Origin of the sequence: Bacillus sp. AM1(2019), from assembly GCF_009906915.1 — a bacterium.
In the GTDB taxonomy this organism is placed as follows: domain Bacteria; phylum Bacillota; class Bacilli; order Bacillales; family Bacillaceae; genus Bacillus; species Bacillus velezensis.
Map to the genome: position 1 here is coordinate 657,705 of NZ_CP047644.1, position 14,238 is coordinate 671,942.

Sequence of the window (14,238 nt, forward strand, 5' to 3'; positions counted from 1 at the left end):
TGATGAGAAATGGCTTTTCTTTTATTTTTGATTTTTTTTCACTTTAAATGAGAAAGCGAACATTTTAAACGAGATGCTGATATTATAAGCGGCGAAAACCATCAGCAGTATGGAATAAAAAGACCACATGCTTCCCGGAGAGCTTGCGGCCAAATACGTAAAGATACAGCCGACTGCGAAATAAATCAAGCCCCAAGTCATTGGGTTCCTCATACAAACAATCCTCCAATAATTAATTGCATTTGCTCACTATGCTGTTCAATATATTTTTGGGCGGGGCCGAGCTGCATGACCACGACAATGGTATTCATCATGACATGGGCGAATATCGGCACAATAATCCGTTTCGTCTGCACATACAAGAACGCAAAGGTAAAGCCCATGGCCGTATACAGCAGCAGGTGCGTGAGGTCTTGATGCACAATGCCGAAAATGACGGAACTGATCAGTCCGGCGATAAAGAAATTCGTTTTTTCATATAATACACCGAAGATGATCTTCCGGAAAATGATTTCTTCAAGAATCGGCCCGACGATAGAAGAAACGATAATCATGAGCGGCATGGCTTTAATAATGTTGAGAATGGCTTTCGTGTTTTCGGAACCGCTGCCCACATGAAAGACATACTGCTCAATCATCCCGGCGATTCCCTGAGAAAATAAAGCGAGCCATATTCCCGCGACCGCCCAGAGAACGGACATGCCGGCGGATGCTTTCTTCCCGTTTCTTAATGTCTGCTTCGGCGCGGTTCTCAAAATCAAGAGAACGATAATCAGGCAGATAAAAAAGCTTACGACGGAATAAATCCCCTGAGCCATGGTGAGATTCGCATTCGTAGGGTGCCCGCCCGCATAGCCGAATTTGTACATTAAAGGAATGCCGATCAATGCGGAAAGCTGCATGATAACATATGTCAAAATGATATACCAATACTGTTTTCTCAAATGATATGTACTCCTTTATCCTATAAAATCAACTTATTTGTTCTTATTGTAACACAAGTGAACTTGACGTGAAAAAAGGAGAAAATCAGTGCGAGAGAGAATCATGTAAGCGTGAAAATTTTTTATTCTTATGACTTGAAATTGGAAGTGAGATTCTTTATTATAATAACTGTGTTAGCACTCTTTAGAGCTGAGTGCTAAAATTACATATTCATACTATTGAGGAGGTTATTACATTGTTAAAGCCATTAGGTGATCGCGTTGTCATTGAACTCGTAGAATCTGAAGAAAAAACTGCCAGCGGAATCGTATTACCGGATTCTGCAAAAGAAAAGCCGCAAGAAGGCAAAATCGTGGCAGCCGGTTCAGGTCGCGTGTTGGAAAGCGGAGAGCGCGTTGCTTTAGAAGTAAAAGAGGGCGACCGCATTATCTTCTCAAAATACGCCGGTACTGAAGTGAAATACGAAGGTACTGAATACTTAATCTTACGTGAAAGCGACATTTTAGCTGTTATCGGCTAAGCAAATAAATATTTTTAAAAATTCGAGGAGGTTTCGTTAACATGGCAAAAGATATTAAGTTTAGTGAAGAAGCACGCCGCGCTATGCTTCGCGGTGTCGATGCGCTTGCTGACGCTGTAAAAGTAACTTTAGGGCCAAAAGGACGCAACGTGGTTCTGGAGAAAAAATTCGGTTCTCCGTTAATTACAAATGACGGTGTGACAATCGCAAAAGAAATTGAACTTGAAGATGCGTTTGAAAACATGGGTGCGAAGCTTGTAGCTGAAGTAGCCAGCAAAACAAACGACGTTGCCGGTGACGGTACGACGACTGCGACTGTACTTGCGCAGGCTATGATCCGCGAAGGCTTGAAAAACGTAACTGCGGGGGCTAACCCTGTCGGCGTGCGTAAAGGTATGGAACAAGCCGTGACTGTAGCAATCGAAAACTTAAAAGAAATTTCTAAGCCGATCGAAGGCAAAGAGTCTATCGCTCAGGTTGCTGCGATCTCTGCTGCTGATGAGGAAGTCGGAAGCCTTATCGCTGAAGCAATGGAGCGCGTAGGAAACGACGGCGTCATCACAATCGAAGAGTCTAAAGGATTCACAACTGAGCTTGAAGTTGTGGAGGGTATGCAATTCGACCGCGGATATGCGTCTCCTTACATGGTGACTGACTCTGATAAGATGGAAGCGGTTCTTGACAATCCTTACATCTTAATCACAGACAAAAAAATCACAAACATCCAAGAAATCCTTCCTGTGCTTGAGCAAGTTGTACAGCAAGGCAAACCATTGCTTCTGATCGCTGAAGATGTTGAAGGTGAAGCGCTTGCTACACTCGTTGTCAACAAACTTCGCGGCACATTCAACGCTGTTGCCGTTAAAGCTCCTGGCTTCGGTGACCGCCGTAAAGCAATGCTTGAAGACATCTCTGTTCTTACAGGCGGAGAAGTAATCACAGAAGACTTAGGCCTTGACCTGAAATCTACTGAAATCGGACAATTGGGACGCGCTTCTAAAGTTGTGGTAACGAAAGAAAACACAACAATCGTAGAAGGCGCCGGCGACACTGAAAAAATCGCTGCACGCGTCAACCAAATCCGCGCTCAAGTGGAAGAAACAACTTCTGAATTCGACAGAGAAAAATTACAAGAGCGTCTTGCGAAACTTGCCGGCGGCGTAGCTGTCATCAAAGTCGGCGCTGCGACTGAAACTGAGCTGAAAGAGCGTAAACTTCGCATCGAAGACGCACTCAACTCAACTCGCGCAGCTGTTGAAGAAGGCATCGTATCCGGCGGTGGTACAGCGCTAGTCAACGTATACAACAAAGTCGCTGCAGTGGAAGCTGAAGGCGATGCGCAAACAGGTATCAACATCGTGCTTCGCGCGCTTGAAGAGCCGATCCGTCAAATCGCGCACAATGCTGGTCTTGAAGGATCTGTCATCGTTGAGCGCCTGAAAAACGAAAAAATCGGCGTAGGCTTCAACGCTGCAACTGGCGAATGGGTAAACATGATCGAAAAAGGTATCGTTGACCCGACAAAAGTGACACGTTCTGCTCTGCAAAACGCAGCTTCTGTAGCAGCAATGCTCTTAACAACTGAAGCCGTTGTCGCTGACAAACCGGAAGAAAACGCCGGCGGCGCAGGAATGCCTGACATGGGCGGCATGGGCGGTATGGGCGGCATGATGTAATTAAACGGCGAAAACTCTTGATATAACAAGGGTTTGACCGTTTTTCATCACCCCAATCAGCCGAAAAAATAGCAAAAAGATAACATTCATGAGGATGCTTCCAAAAGTCTGCTGGGACTTTGTGTGAGGCATCCTCTTTCATTTTTAGTGCCGTGAGTTTTTTTGGTATTTTCATTTCCCATTATTCAAACTTTGTATGGGTTAGAATACTATAAAGATAAGTTAAATAAATTATACCTTTGGGATTTCTGATTTTGCATTGAGTTTTAACCTTTTTAGAGGCATAATGTTAATCGTTCCGTAACAACTGCACTAGGTCTCTAACTTTTATGCTTCTCTTCAAGAATAACATAGAGCTGATTCTACTAAAGTTAGAATACCATAATATATGCAATTTTCATCAACATCAAAGTAGGGACTGTGAAGGTTATGTTGAGGCTCACCATTAAAGTTGGTTCCTAACCAGAAGTAACCACCATCTATTTTTTTTGTGTAGAATGCAAAATCATCAGCCCCCAATACTTTCCAAGCAGGAACGACTTTATCAGGTCCAAGTGACTTGGCCCCTGCTTTTTTAATAAGATTTACAGATTCATTGCTATTATACAGTGGCGGATACATTGACTCAAAGCTCATCTCAATAGCATTAACTATCTTATCAGGGAAAGATTTTTTCATTTCTTGTTTTATGTAATTAAAAAACATTTTATTAATGTCTTGCGAAAAGGAACGAATTGTCCCTGTCATAGAAATATCATCAGCTAGGGTATTATAATAATATCCCCCATTTATAGTACTTATAGAAAATAAAAAGTTTTCATGTTTTTCATTGAATTTTTTCTCCAAATTCTTAAGGAACAAAATTAATTCCGCGCTAATTTCAATAGGGTTTTCATCTTTATTCAACTCAGCAACATGAGACGATTTACTACGTATCCTTATCTGAATCTTTGATGATGCCCCCATTACCAGTCCTTCACTCACTGCTATATAACCTGTAGGTAAGTGAGGAAGAACATGGAGTCCTAGTATCATATTTGCATTATCTATTAAAGATGAATCTATGATTCTCTCAGCACCCCCTGGTCCTTCCTCAGCAGGTTGGAAAATGAAAATAAGATTGCATTTTAGGCTATCTCTTAATCTTTGGAGCATAATAATAACCCCAATTAAAATTGTTGTATGTACATCATGGCCGCAAGAATGACTCATCCCATTATAAATACTCTTATAAGAAACATTTTTCTTATCTGCTACAGGCAATCCATCAATATCTGCTCTAAAAGCAAGTGTTTTATAGTCTTTATTTATATTCATATTTGCTATAATTCCTGTTTTAGCAACTCTAGGAACAATAACATCTATGTTAGTTTTAGTTAAAATCTTATTGATGTACCTATTAGTGTTAGTTTCCTTGAATCCGATCTCAGGATGTTTATGTAAGTATCTTCTTACCTTTATAAGATAAGGCATTAGTTTTTTCAAGTAAGCTAATCTGTCCATAAAAACCCTCCAAAAAAGTTTGATCTACTCCACTGTCAATAATTATATTATATATTCATGTCATATGTCCTTTGTTTTCCCACAATTTAATAAATTATTCCTAAAAATTCTTGATTTTACACAAGAATATGATATCATAAATAGCGGACTGTAGCCCAATAATTTATTCAGGGGGTACTTAATGCTATGAAAAAAGAAAAAAATGACTTATTAAATAACTTAGAAATTACAGGACTTGACGTAACTGAAATAACAGATTCTATTTCTATTCCTGAAACAGGAGCAACGAGTGGATCTGGCGGACATTCAACTTGTGGCTCATCTTCTTGCTGTTCTTCTTGTTGTTCATAAAATTGAATCATAATTATTAATTATTAAATGCAATTGGGCTGCAGATCCGAATAAATTTTAGTTGGGGTAAAACATGAGAAAAGCAGAAATATTAACTCCCTATTATTTAAAAAGAGTCGCGGGTATGCCCTACGATAAACTGCGCGACTTAATTGCTTATGAAACGTTGGCTTTAATAGGGAAAATACGTGACACTGAACATATATTAGAGGAAATAAAAATACACATTTTTAAATTAATTTATGACAATATAGAAAATACTAAAAGTTCTATGGTCAGAGATAAACTGATTGCAATAAAAAAAACCATACATAAAAGAAAAGAGGTGTCAATGGAAAAAGAGATCTGTGATCAGATGATATCCAAGGAAATTATAATCTGTTTGAAAAAGTGGAATGATAAGCTTTCTGCCTTTAATAAATTAATGGGAAGATATCCTGTTGTTTATGAAAATGAATTAAATGATATCCGATTGAATTTTCAAAAAGTAGTTGATAATGAGAATCTATTGAATGGTATTCTTTTGACCAGTCAGGTTATGTATGAAAAAACAAAGAAATATATTAGTACTCCAATTAAAGATCAAAAATCGAGATTAAGAAAAATAGAACCCGCATTAAGCACTTTCTTAATAAGAACTGCCTGCAAGACAAGTCCTTTTAGCACCTTTACATCTACAGCAATAGGAGATTGGGCTGAACACAAATTCTCGATAAATGAAAGTGAAAATAGAACCGAAAGTTACTATAAAATTAACTATTCACTGGTAATGAGAATTTTTGAATACTTACTGGCACATGAAGAAGTAATGCAGTTCTGTTCCTATATAATAAACCCTACGACAAAGATTAAAGAAAATACAATTAGTTATATTATGAACGATGACAGAATTAGCACCTCTTCTAAAATTTATCGAATGAATGAGAAGCTAGTACAAATTACAGACAATGATTTTATTAATAACATTATAAAAGTTATAAAAACAAAAAGTTCATTAACATATAATGAGCTTTTAAGTCTTATAAAGTCTTATTTTGGTTCTGAGAAAGAAAGTAAGGATTTTATAAATAAAATTTATCAAATTCAGCTAATACTCCCAACGTTACATTTATATGAGCAGTCGGACAATATTATTGATGAGTTTATTACCAAGATTTCTAATTGGGACGTTCCAGTGGTTAAAAGTTTAATTGAATTATTAAAACAATTAAATGAAAATATAGATCAATACTCCAATGCAGAGTTAAACAAAAAAAACAATTTACTTTCAAAACTAAAGAATACAGTCAGAGCCATTGCTGAATTATTAAATATCCCATTTTCAGATAAAATAGTTAACAATATATTATATGAGGATTCTATAATTTTAAATGAAGCTAAAGAAAGTAAAAGCGAATGGGATCCTGTATTAAAAAGCATTAAGCTACTTCAAAAAATATCACCTTTGTTTGATGTGAGATTTCGTTATCAGAGTGCCGTTGCTGATTTGTTTGTGAAAAAGTATGGTCACAATGGGGTATGTGATAATATTGAGGAATTTTTGCACCAACTAACACCTCTTTTTAATGAATATATTAAAACCATAAATCCCGGATACGATCCTGAATTTGGAAAAGATCTTGACCATATACAAAAAGTGAATGAACTAAAGATTATGTTTTTTGAGGAATTTATAACGAAAAGTAAAGATGGAAAAGATGTTTTTATTTCAGAAGACGATATAAATAGATATTATGATAATATTCCTAAAGAATTTAAATCTAGAACTATTTCTCACAGTTTTTTCTTGCAGAAGTTTAAAAGTAAACACAGTGATCTTGCAGTTCTTAATCAAGTATACTTAGGTTATACTGAGTTTTTTTCACGGTTTCTCAGTTACTACTCACCCGAAATATATAAGGAACTCAAAAAACATTTAGGAGAAAGTATATTTGGTAGTGATGGCACTACAGTTGAAATTTCTAGTTCCCCTGGTTTTAATGCGAATTTACACCCTGAGATGGGGGAATACGAACTAAAAATGCTTAGTTATCATCTTGCTCGAGATACAAACAAGCAAATAAATATTAACGATTTAATACTATTTTTTGATAAAAATACAAAAAGAGTAGTTTTTAAACACAAAAAAATAGGGAAAATCTATCCTTTTTATATAGGTTATCTCACTCCTTTTTATTTACCGAAGTTACAAAAACATTTGATACATTTATTCCAATCGGGATTCATAGGATTACCTTTTCACACATATAACGAATTAAACTTGAAAGATACCGAAGAAGAGGATATCAGGAAATATGGAAGGATTATTATAGATAATTTAATTTTACAGAGAAAGAAATGGATCATTCCTAGAAAGTATATAATTAGTATACAAAATATATCAGATGATGAATATTTTTTTCGAATTCAAAATTGGGCAAATGAGAACGGAATACCAACGAAATTCTTTTTCAGAATGATCCCCACAAATTTCAAAAAGATTGATAGTAACGCACAAAATGATAAACAGAATAGTGACGAGGAAAGTTTTAAACCACTGTACATGGATTTAGGGAACCCTCTTTTTTGTAAAATGTTTAGAAAAGTAACTTCTAATAGTAAATATGGGATTCATATAGAAGAGGCTCTTCCTGATATATCTAGTCCTGAGTCAGAAAAAGAAAATTTCGTCAACGAGTATATCATTGAATTAACTCAAAAAAATTAGGTGATTAGCAAATGCATAAAGAAAGTGACTGGCTAACTTTAAGATTATATCATTATGAAGAACAAAAAGACTCCCTTTTAATAAATTGTATTTTTCCCTTAATAAATAATTTGAAAAGTAAACAATGTCAAGCTTATTTAAAAAGACATTGGCTAAACGGGCCTCATATTGATATAAATATAACGGGTTTTACAGATGATACAAGAAGTGAACTTCAGGCCTATTTAGCGAGAGAAATTCAAACTTATTTACAAATAAATCCTTCTGAAACTAAGATTAATAAAGAAGAATATGTAGAGATTTCTAGGAAATTGGCTTTGTTGGAACAGATTGATGCTCCATATACCCCTATATATAATAACAACACGATTCGATTTTTAGTTTATAAACGCAATGTAACTGTATTTAAAAATAGCATGCCATTAATTCTAGAAAGAGAAAAGTTTCTAACAAAATTCACTCCAATTATAGAGAAAATCTTAAACAAGTCATCTTCTAAAAATGAACGTCTAATTATTTGTGCGTGCTTCATGGCTTTAGTAGCGGATTGCTTTTCAGGTGGAATTAAATATGGTTATTTAAGTTTTCGTTCTCATGCAGAAGGTTTTATCCATGAATCAAAAAGAAGAAATATTGAATCTATAATGGTGAAGGACTTTAAAAAAACAGAAGAATTAATAAAAACAGAAATTGAAAGCTTTATTGATAACTATATAATCTCCATAAATGAAATTGATAATAAAAGCTTATTTGATGAATGGAATAATTTAATAGATGATACTTGGAGTAATCTGGAACGAGTTGAATCGGTAGATATTAGCTCTCCAAACGATTTTATAAGTATAGTGAATGACCCCAAAAAAATTAATGAATTGAGCCATTTTCATAAACATTTAATAAAAAGTAATGAAGGAATTAAGTTGTTATCTTCTAAAGATTTTAATATATATCGTTTTATTATTAACCTCTTTTATGAACAACTCCCAATTTTAGGGTTCAATTCTAAGGATAGAAATATGCTTTGCTATATTTTATCTAATGCAGTTGAACAAAGACTTAATGTCAATTGGAAAGATTTAATGGGATATCGTGAGGTGGAATGATGTGAATAAAGTATCTTTGAATAATTATTTTACAATCGAAAAATATAATAATGGTTGTATGGTAAGAACAATTGAAAATTCTTTTTATATTAAGGGAAATAGGATATACAAAATTATATGTGAGATTCTTGATGCAGCGGAAAAACACAATAATATAAGAGATATAATTTCATACTTTTCTGAAGATGAGTGTGAGACTGTAGAACAGTTGCTAAAACTACTAATAAAACAAAAAGTATTGTTGATTGAAGAAATAGAGAGAGAAACAAAAAAAATTCTAATTGATAGACCATTTTTATCTTTGTATGGAGGCGGATCATCTTACAAATTATTAAGTTCATGGATAAAAAATAATGAACAACAATCTTTAAGGAATGGAATAAATCAAAGTTCTTTAGTTTATGTTTGTGACGAATATGATCATAATACTTTATTAGACCTTTTTAAAATGGAGGGAACTAACGAGGTTCTAGTTGCTACTTCAATATCTGGATATGGGATTGTTGGGTGGTTTACTTTTGAAGAGTGGAACTATCTTTTTAATAGAATTACAGATAAAAAAGTGCCTTTACATAATAATAATAATTCTATTAGCAAATATTTAAGTATTTTGTGCATGAAAGAAATTTTGAGTTGTCTAGGAGATAATAAAGAAAATTCAAAACTATTTTATGCAATTGATCCATTTAATTTAGAAGTAAGCACTCACCCTATATTTATGAACAAAAGTATAGCATATAAGAACTGGTTGGTTGTAGACGATAAAGATCTAATTGAAAGTTATGAACTAGAAGAAATTGATATGGAACTCATTCAGGATAAATATATAGGAGTCTTAAATAATATTGAACCAGAAAAGTTACCTCAAATACCTGTACCTCATTTATCGACAATAGTTAAGCTGGAAAATAATATTGACCCCTTAAAATTAGTAGGGTACGGGAAATCCTTAGCAGATGTAGAATCTAGTTTAACTCTTAATATTATTAGGAATTACTTCAGTACTAAGTATCATGGTGAAGTTTGGTCTTCAGGAAGAAATTTGGTTGAGTTTTTGGAAAAAGGCATATTATTTTTGTTGCTAAAAGAAACTCTTCAAAAAGATGAGATTATTTGCAGACCACTAAATCTTGAAGCGTATGAATGGGATAAAAATGATGAGTTGAATAGTCAGTATAACCTTTTAATAAAACGAATTAATAAACCATTTAATGTTTATAAAATGGTTTTAGAGGTTAAAAATATATCTTTTCTACTATTCACGGATCATAATAATGAAAAGTTTATTAGTTATGGTAAGAATATTCATGATTCATTGCTATACGGATTTTTAGAATTAATATCTAGATTCCAATTGGCTTATGAAGATGAGTATAAAAAAATATCCACCATCTCGAATGAACATATACATTATGTTGACGGAACGAATAATTTTAGAATTGTACACAATCTATCTGAATTAAATGATGTTGATCAAATTTCGCAAATTGATTGGGTAAAACAAATAAAAAATGAGCTAAAAGAAAAACAGATATTTATAAAATATTCATTACAAGATGTAGACCCAGTCGTTATAAAAAGCAAAGTCATTATAGGTCAGCTAAAGTTGGATAGGGAGAAGGTATAAATAGTGGAAAAGTTAATTTTAATAGTAGGTAAGGGATATCTCGCTAATAATGCTCAAAGATTTCTTTTAAAGAATAATATGAAAGTCAAAAGAGTAGATGATATTACAATAGCTTTGAAATATATAGAGGAAACTAGTATAGTTCTTAGCTGCAGAGATAATAAAGCTATAAGAAAAGAATTAGAAATTCAAGAATTTGCTCTAGAGAATAATATCCCTTTATTAAGAGTGTGTATTGATATAACTAAGATTTTTATAGGACCATGGATTGTACCTAATCGTAATTCAGGGTGCATTAATTGTTGTGAAAAAAGATTAATCACTGCCCACCCTAATAAAGAGATATTAAAGCAAAAAACTGATGATTATTCTATTTATGGGGAAATCAAAGATGTAATTGAAGAACCATCTATTCTTTTTTATGTAAATATGATCTATAATCAAATCAATTATTACATAAAAGAGGACAGTACTGAATTATTAAGTGGAAGGGTTTATATTGGCGATCTCATCACATTAGAAGGAAGAACACATTTATTTCAGCCGAATCCTTTGTGTTACGTATGTAGTACTTTACCGGAAGATTCATCATCTTTTGCCATGATTGATTTTAAAGATCATTTTATCTGGGACAAAGATAAGTATAGGATTAATAATACTTTAAGTCGAAAGACATTGAGAAAGTATTATCTGGATTATCAAACGGGTCTGGTTACTCATATTTTTAGAAATCAATCTAAAATTAGGTGGATGCCATTTGTAGTTGCAGAAATGCCGTTGTTTGAAGGAGAAGAAAAAGAATATGGGAGTGGGCGCACATATAATTTTTACGATTCCGAAAACTCATCAATTCTTGAAGCTTTAGAAAGATACGTTGGTATGCATCCACGGCGTACAAAAACAAACATACGTGGTTCTTATAATCAGTTAAAAGAAATTGCTATAAACCCCGAAAGGTTAACGCTTCATAATAAAAACCAGTATAACGAACCGGGATATAAATTTGAATATTATACTGATGATTTGGAACTTAACTGGTGTTGGAGTTATTCTTGGAAAGAAAAACAATCAAAGTTATTACCAGAAACAATGGTTTATTATCGTTTGCTTAATCAAGAAGAACAAAAGCATAATCGCTTTGTTTATGAAACCTCAAATGGCTGTGCTTTAGGAAGTTCAATAGAAGAAGCTATTTTCTATGGGTTATTAGAGGTTATAGAAAGAGATGCGTTTTTAGTAGCGTGGTATACTCAAAGGCCATTAACTAAGATTAGCTTAGATAATGCGAAGGATAAAAACTTACTCATTATTAAAGACCTAATTGAATCTCAAGGATATGAGCTTTATATTTTTGATACAACCATGGAAACAGGTATTCCATCGGTTTGGGTATTGATTGTTAACCCTGACAATAATGCTTCAGTTAAAACATATTCGGCAGCTGGGGCACACCCCAATCCTGAAAAGGCCATTTTGTCAGCATTAGTAGAAGTATCAACTTCTTTTGCAATTTATGAAGAAGAGTTTATAAAACAAAGAGACAAAGCAGCGGAAATGGTGAAAGATTCAGGCAAGGTTCAGGTAATGAATGACCATGTCCTACTCTATTCTCATCCAGATGCTTATGAGCGTTTATCTTTTTTATTTTCAAAAGATAACATTGAAGATATTGATAAGCAGTACAAATCATGGTATGAAAATAATCCGGATGATAATTTCACGAATGAAGTTATAAAATTAATGAATAAAGTTACAACCATTTTTGGGGATATATTTATTGTAAATCAAACTAGTCTTGAATTAGAAGAACTCAATCTTAACGGAGTTAAAGTGTTGGTTGAGGGGATGTTAACCATGTCCTTTGGACATCAGTATAGAAGAATTAATTTAAAGAGACTTCAACATGCAGTAAAGTTTTTAAAGTCTAATAAGACGATTAAATCAGAACAAGATATTAATCCGTACCCACACCCTTTTCCATAATTCATGAGGAGATGGTTAAATGTCTTTGAAACAAAATTGGACATCTATTCATATATTTTTACACGATAAAGATAGTTATGATCATTTTATTCAAGTGGATTTTTTCCCCTTCGTAGAAAGCTTAAAAAAAAGCAGCTTAATAGATAAATGGTTTTTTATAAGATACTGGGAGGGAGGACCTCATATAAGATTGAGATTGTTAAATTTAAAATGTAATAAGAATAAAATAAGAAATGATTTAAAAAAAATTGTTTCGGAGTATAAAAAATTTAAAGGTATACCTCAATTAACAGCTGAAGAATACTATAAAAATCATAAATTTGATGGTAAAAAGTTAGATTATAAAATCCTTCCTTTTTATACGAATCATTCGGTTGAGTTAATTGATTATAAACCTGAATATAGAAGATATGGCGGTGCTAAAGCCATACATATTAGTGAAAATTTATTTCACCATTCAAGTGAAATGGTTTCTAAGATTATAAGTGGAAAATTAGAGTTTAATAAACTATTAATTATTGCAATAGATTTGATGTATATTACTGCTAAAAGTTTAGGTATTCAAAACATCCAAACATTCTTTAGTGTTTACGCTGAATTTTGGAAAACATACATTGACGATTTAAAACAATTTAACGAGTTGATAATTGTTCTAAAGCAGAAACAAGGTAACTATATAAAAAATCGTATAGAATTGTGTGACACAGATTCCTTAGAGAACATATCTGGTATATATGCAAGCTGGCAGCAACAATTAAGAATTTCTTATAATGAACTTTTACAAATGGATGCAGATTTAATCAGCCCTATAAGTGGAAATAATGTAGATGGGGATAAAGCTCAGCAAGAAGCTATTCATTCAATTGCTATTTCAATTATTCACATGACTAACAATAGGTTGGGGATTACCCCCAGCTTTGAATTTATTCTAGGTAGTCTTTTAAAAGAGTTGGTGCATTGATGGAATCCAAAAAATGGTTTGTGAATTCTTATAACGCTATTAGTGCAGATGATCGAGTAAATGAATTTTTTAAAGAAAGGTTTTGGTTAGCATCATTATACCATGAGAATAGTAAGTATTATCCTGATATATTCTATAAACAAATGCCTTTACTTCCATACTCTATTCCAAAAGCTGATATAAAAAAAAGATACTATGAAGAATACAAAATTCCATCTTTTGAAGAGTTGAATGATAAAAATGCTTTTGTACATGTGCTCAAAAACAGAAGGAGTTCTTGGGATTTTAAGGGGGAAGAGATAACATTTGATGAACTTTGTAAATTACTCCAATACAGCTTCGGTATAACAGAAGTAAAAAAAATAACTAACAGTAAACAGAATTTTGTCATAAATAAAAGAACGTATCCTTCTGGAGGAGCTTTGTATTCCATAGATATCTATATATATATCCAAAAAGTTAAGGGGTTGAAAAGCGGCCTTTATTTATTTAGCCCACAACTTAATAAATTATTCTTAATTAAACGAGAAAAAGATATAAATGTTCCACTAAACTCCATAGGGATTTCAACGGATGAAGAGCGAAATCCAATAATAGCAGAAGATAGTTTTGAAAAAGCTTCAGCAGTCTTTATGCTTTCAGCTAATTTTAAATATCAAACTGATAAATATGGATTAAGAGCTTATAGATTAGCGCTTATGGAAAGTGGTCATATTGCTCAAAATATTTTGTTGGTGAGTACATTTTTACAGAAAAAGTCTATACCTTTTACAGGTTTTTATGATGATAGGGCTAATAATTTTTTGGACTTAGATGGAGTTTCTGAGGTTGTTCTATACATGATTCCGATCGGTTAGTATAT

Annotated in this window: 12 protein-coding genes; 9 read left to right on the forward strand and 3 right to left on the reverse strand. The window is 33.2% G+C overall.

The window, feature by feature from the left end; genetic code table 11:
- Positions 1 to 21: 21 nt before the first annotated feature.
- Positions 22 to 213 carry a YdiK family protein gene (locus tag GNE05_RS03510; protein ID WP_003155975.1) on the reverse strand — a complete coding sequence of 64 codons (192 nt, stop codon included), beginning with the start codon at positions 211 to 213 and terminating at the stop codon, positions 22 to 24.
- Entirely contained in the window at positions 210 to 944 is a 735-nt protein-coding gene (locus GNE05_RS03515; RefSeq protein WP_003155972.1) for a CPBP family intramembrane glutamic endopeptidase, read from the reverse strand. Before GNE05_RS03515 ends, GNE05_RS03510 begins: the two co-directional genes overlap by 4 nt.
- Before the next feature lie 236 nt (positions 945 to 1,180).
- On the opposite strand from GNE05_RS03515, the gene groES reads away from it, so the two are divergent.
- Complete coding sequence (gene groES, locus GNE05_RS03520; protein ID WP_003155970.1) at positions 1,181 to 1,465, forward strand: co-chaperone GroES; 285 nt, start codon at positions 1,181 to 1,183, stop codon at positions 1,463 to 1,465.
- A gap of 41 nt (positions 1,466 to 1,506) precedes the next feature.
- Entirely contained in the window at positions 1,507 to 3,141 is a 1,635-nt protein-coding gene (gene groL, locus GNE05_RS03525; protein ID WP_003155941.1) for a chaperonin GroEL, read from the forward strand.
- Positions 3,142 to 3,480: 339 nt separating this feature from the next.
- On the opposite strand, the gene GNE05_RS03530 is transcribed toward groL, so the two are convergent.
- Positions 3,481 to 4,644, reverse strand: coding sequence for a M20 metallopeptidase family protein (locus tag GNE05_RS03530; RefSeq protein WP_046559394.1), 1,164 nt, complete (start codon positions 4,642 to 4,644; stop codon positions 3,481 to 3,483).
- 186 nt (positions 4,645 to 4,830) lie between these two features.
- Here GNE05_RS03530 and GNE05_RS03535 point away from each other — a divergent pair, with 186 nt between their 5' ends.
- From GNE05_RS03535 to GNE05_RS03565, 7 genes are all read left to right on the forward strand, one after another.
- Positions 4,831 to 4,995, forward strand: a complete 165-nt coding sequence (locus GNE05_RS03535) for a thiazolylpeptide-type bacteriocin (RefSeq protein ID WP_072588276.1) — start codon at positions 4,831 to 4,833, stop codon at positions 4,993 to 4,995.
- A 73-nt stretch (positions 4,996 to 5,068) separates the two neighbouring features.
- A complete protein-coding gene (locus GNE05_RS03540) occupies positions 5,069 to 7,702 on the forward strand; it encodes a lantibiotic dehydratase (RefSeq protein ID WP_160182438.1) in 2,634 nt (877 codons plus the stop codon).
- Between the two features lie 11 nt (positions 7,703 to 7,713).
- Positions 7,714 to 8,805: a lantibiotic dehydratase C-terminal domain-containing protein gene (locus tag GNE05_RS03545; RefSeq protein ID WP_044053021.1), complete on the forward strand. Its 1,092-nt coding sequence runs from the start codon at positions 7,714 to 7,716 to the stop codon at positions 8,803 to 8,805.
- 1 nt (position 8,806) lies between these two features.
- Entirely contained in the window at positions 8,807 to 10,432 is a 1,626-nt protein-coding gene (locus GNE05_RS03550; protein WP_160182439.1) for a hypothetical protein, read from the forward strand.
- A 3-nt stretch (positions 10,433 to 10,435) separates the two neighbouring features.
- A complete protein-coding gene (locus tag GNE05_RS03555) occupies positions 10,436 to 12,415 on the forward strand; it encodes a TOMM precursor leader peptide-binding protein (protein WP_160182440.1) in 1,980 nt (659 codons plus the stop codon).
- 19 nt (positions 12,416 to 12,434) lie between these two features.
- Positions 12,435 to 13,376, forward strand: a complete 942-nt coding sequence (locus GNE05_RS03560) for a thiopeptide-type bacteriocin biosynthesis protein (protein ID WP_160182441.1) — start codon at positions 12,435 to 12,437, stop codon at positions 13,374 to 13,376.
- Positions 13,376 to 14,233, forward strand: a complete 858-nt coding sequence (locus GNE05_RS03565) for a SagB family peptide dehydrogenase (RefSeq protein ID WP_044053017.1) — start codon at positions 13,376 to 13,378, stop codon at positions 14,231 to 14,233. The genes GNE05_RS03560 and GNE05_RS03565 overlap by 1 nt, the downstream gene beginning before the upstream one ends.
- The last annotated feature ends 5 nt before the right edge of the window (positions 14,234 to 14,238 follow it).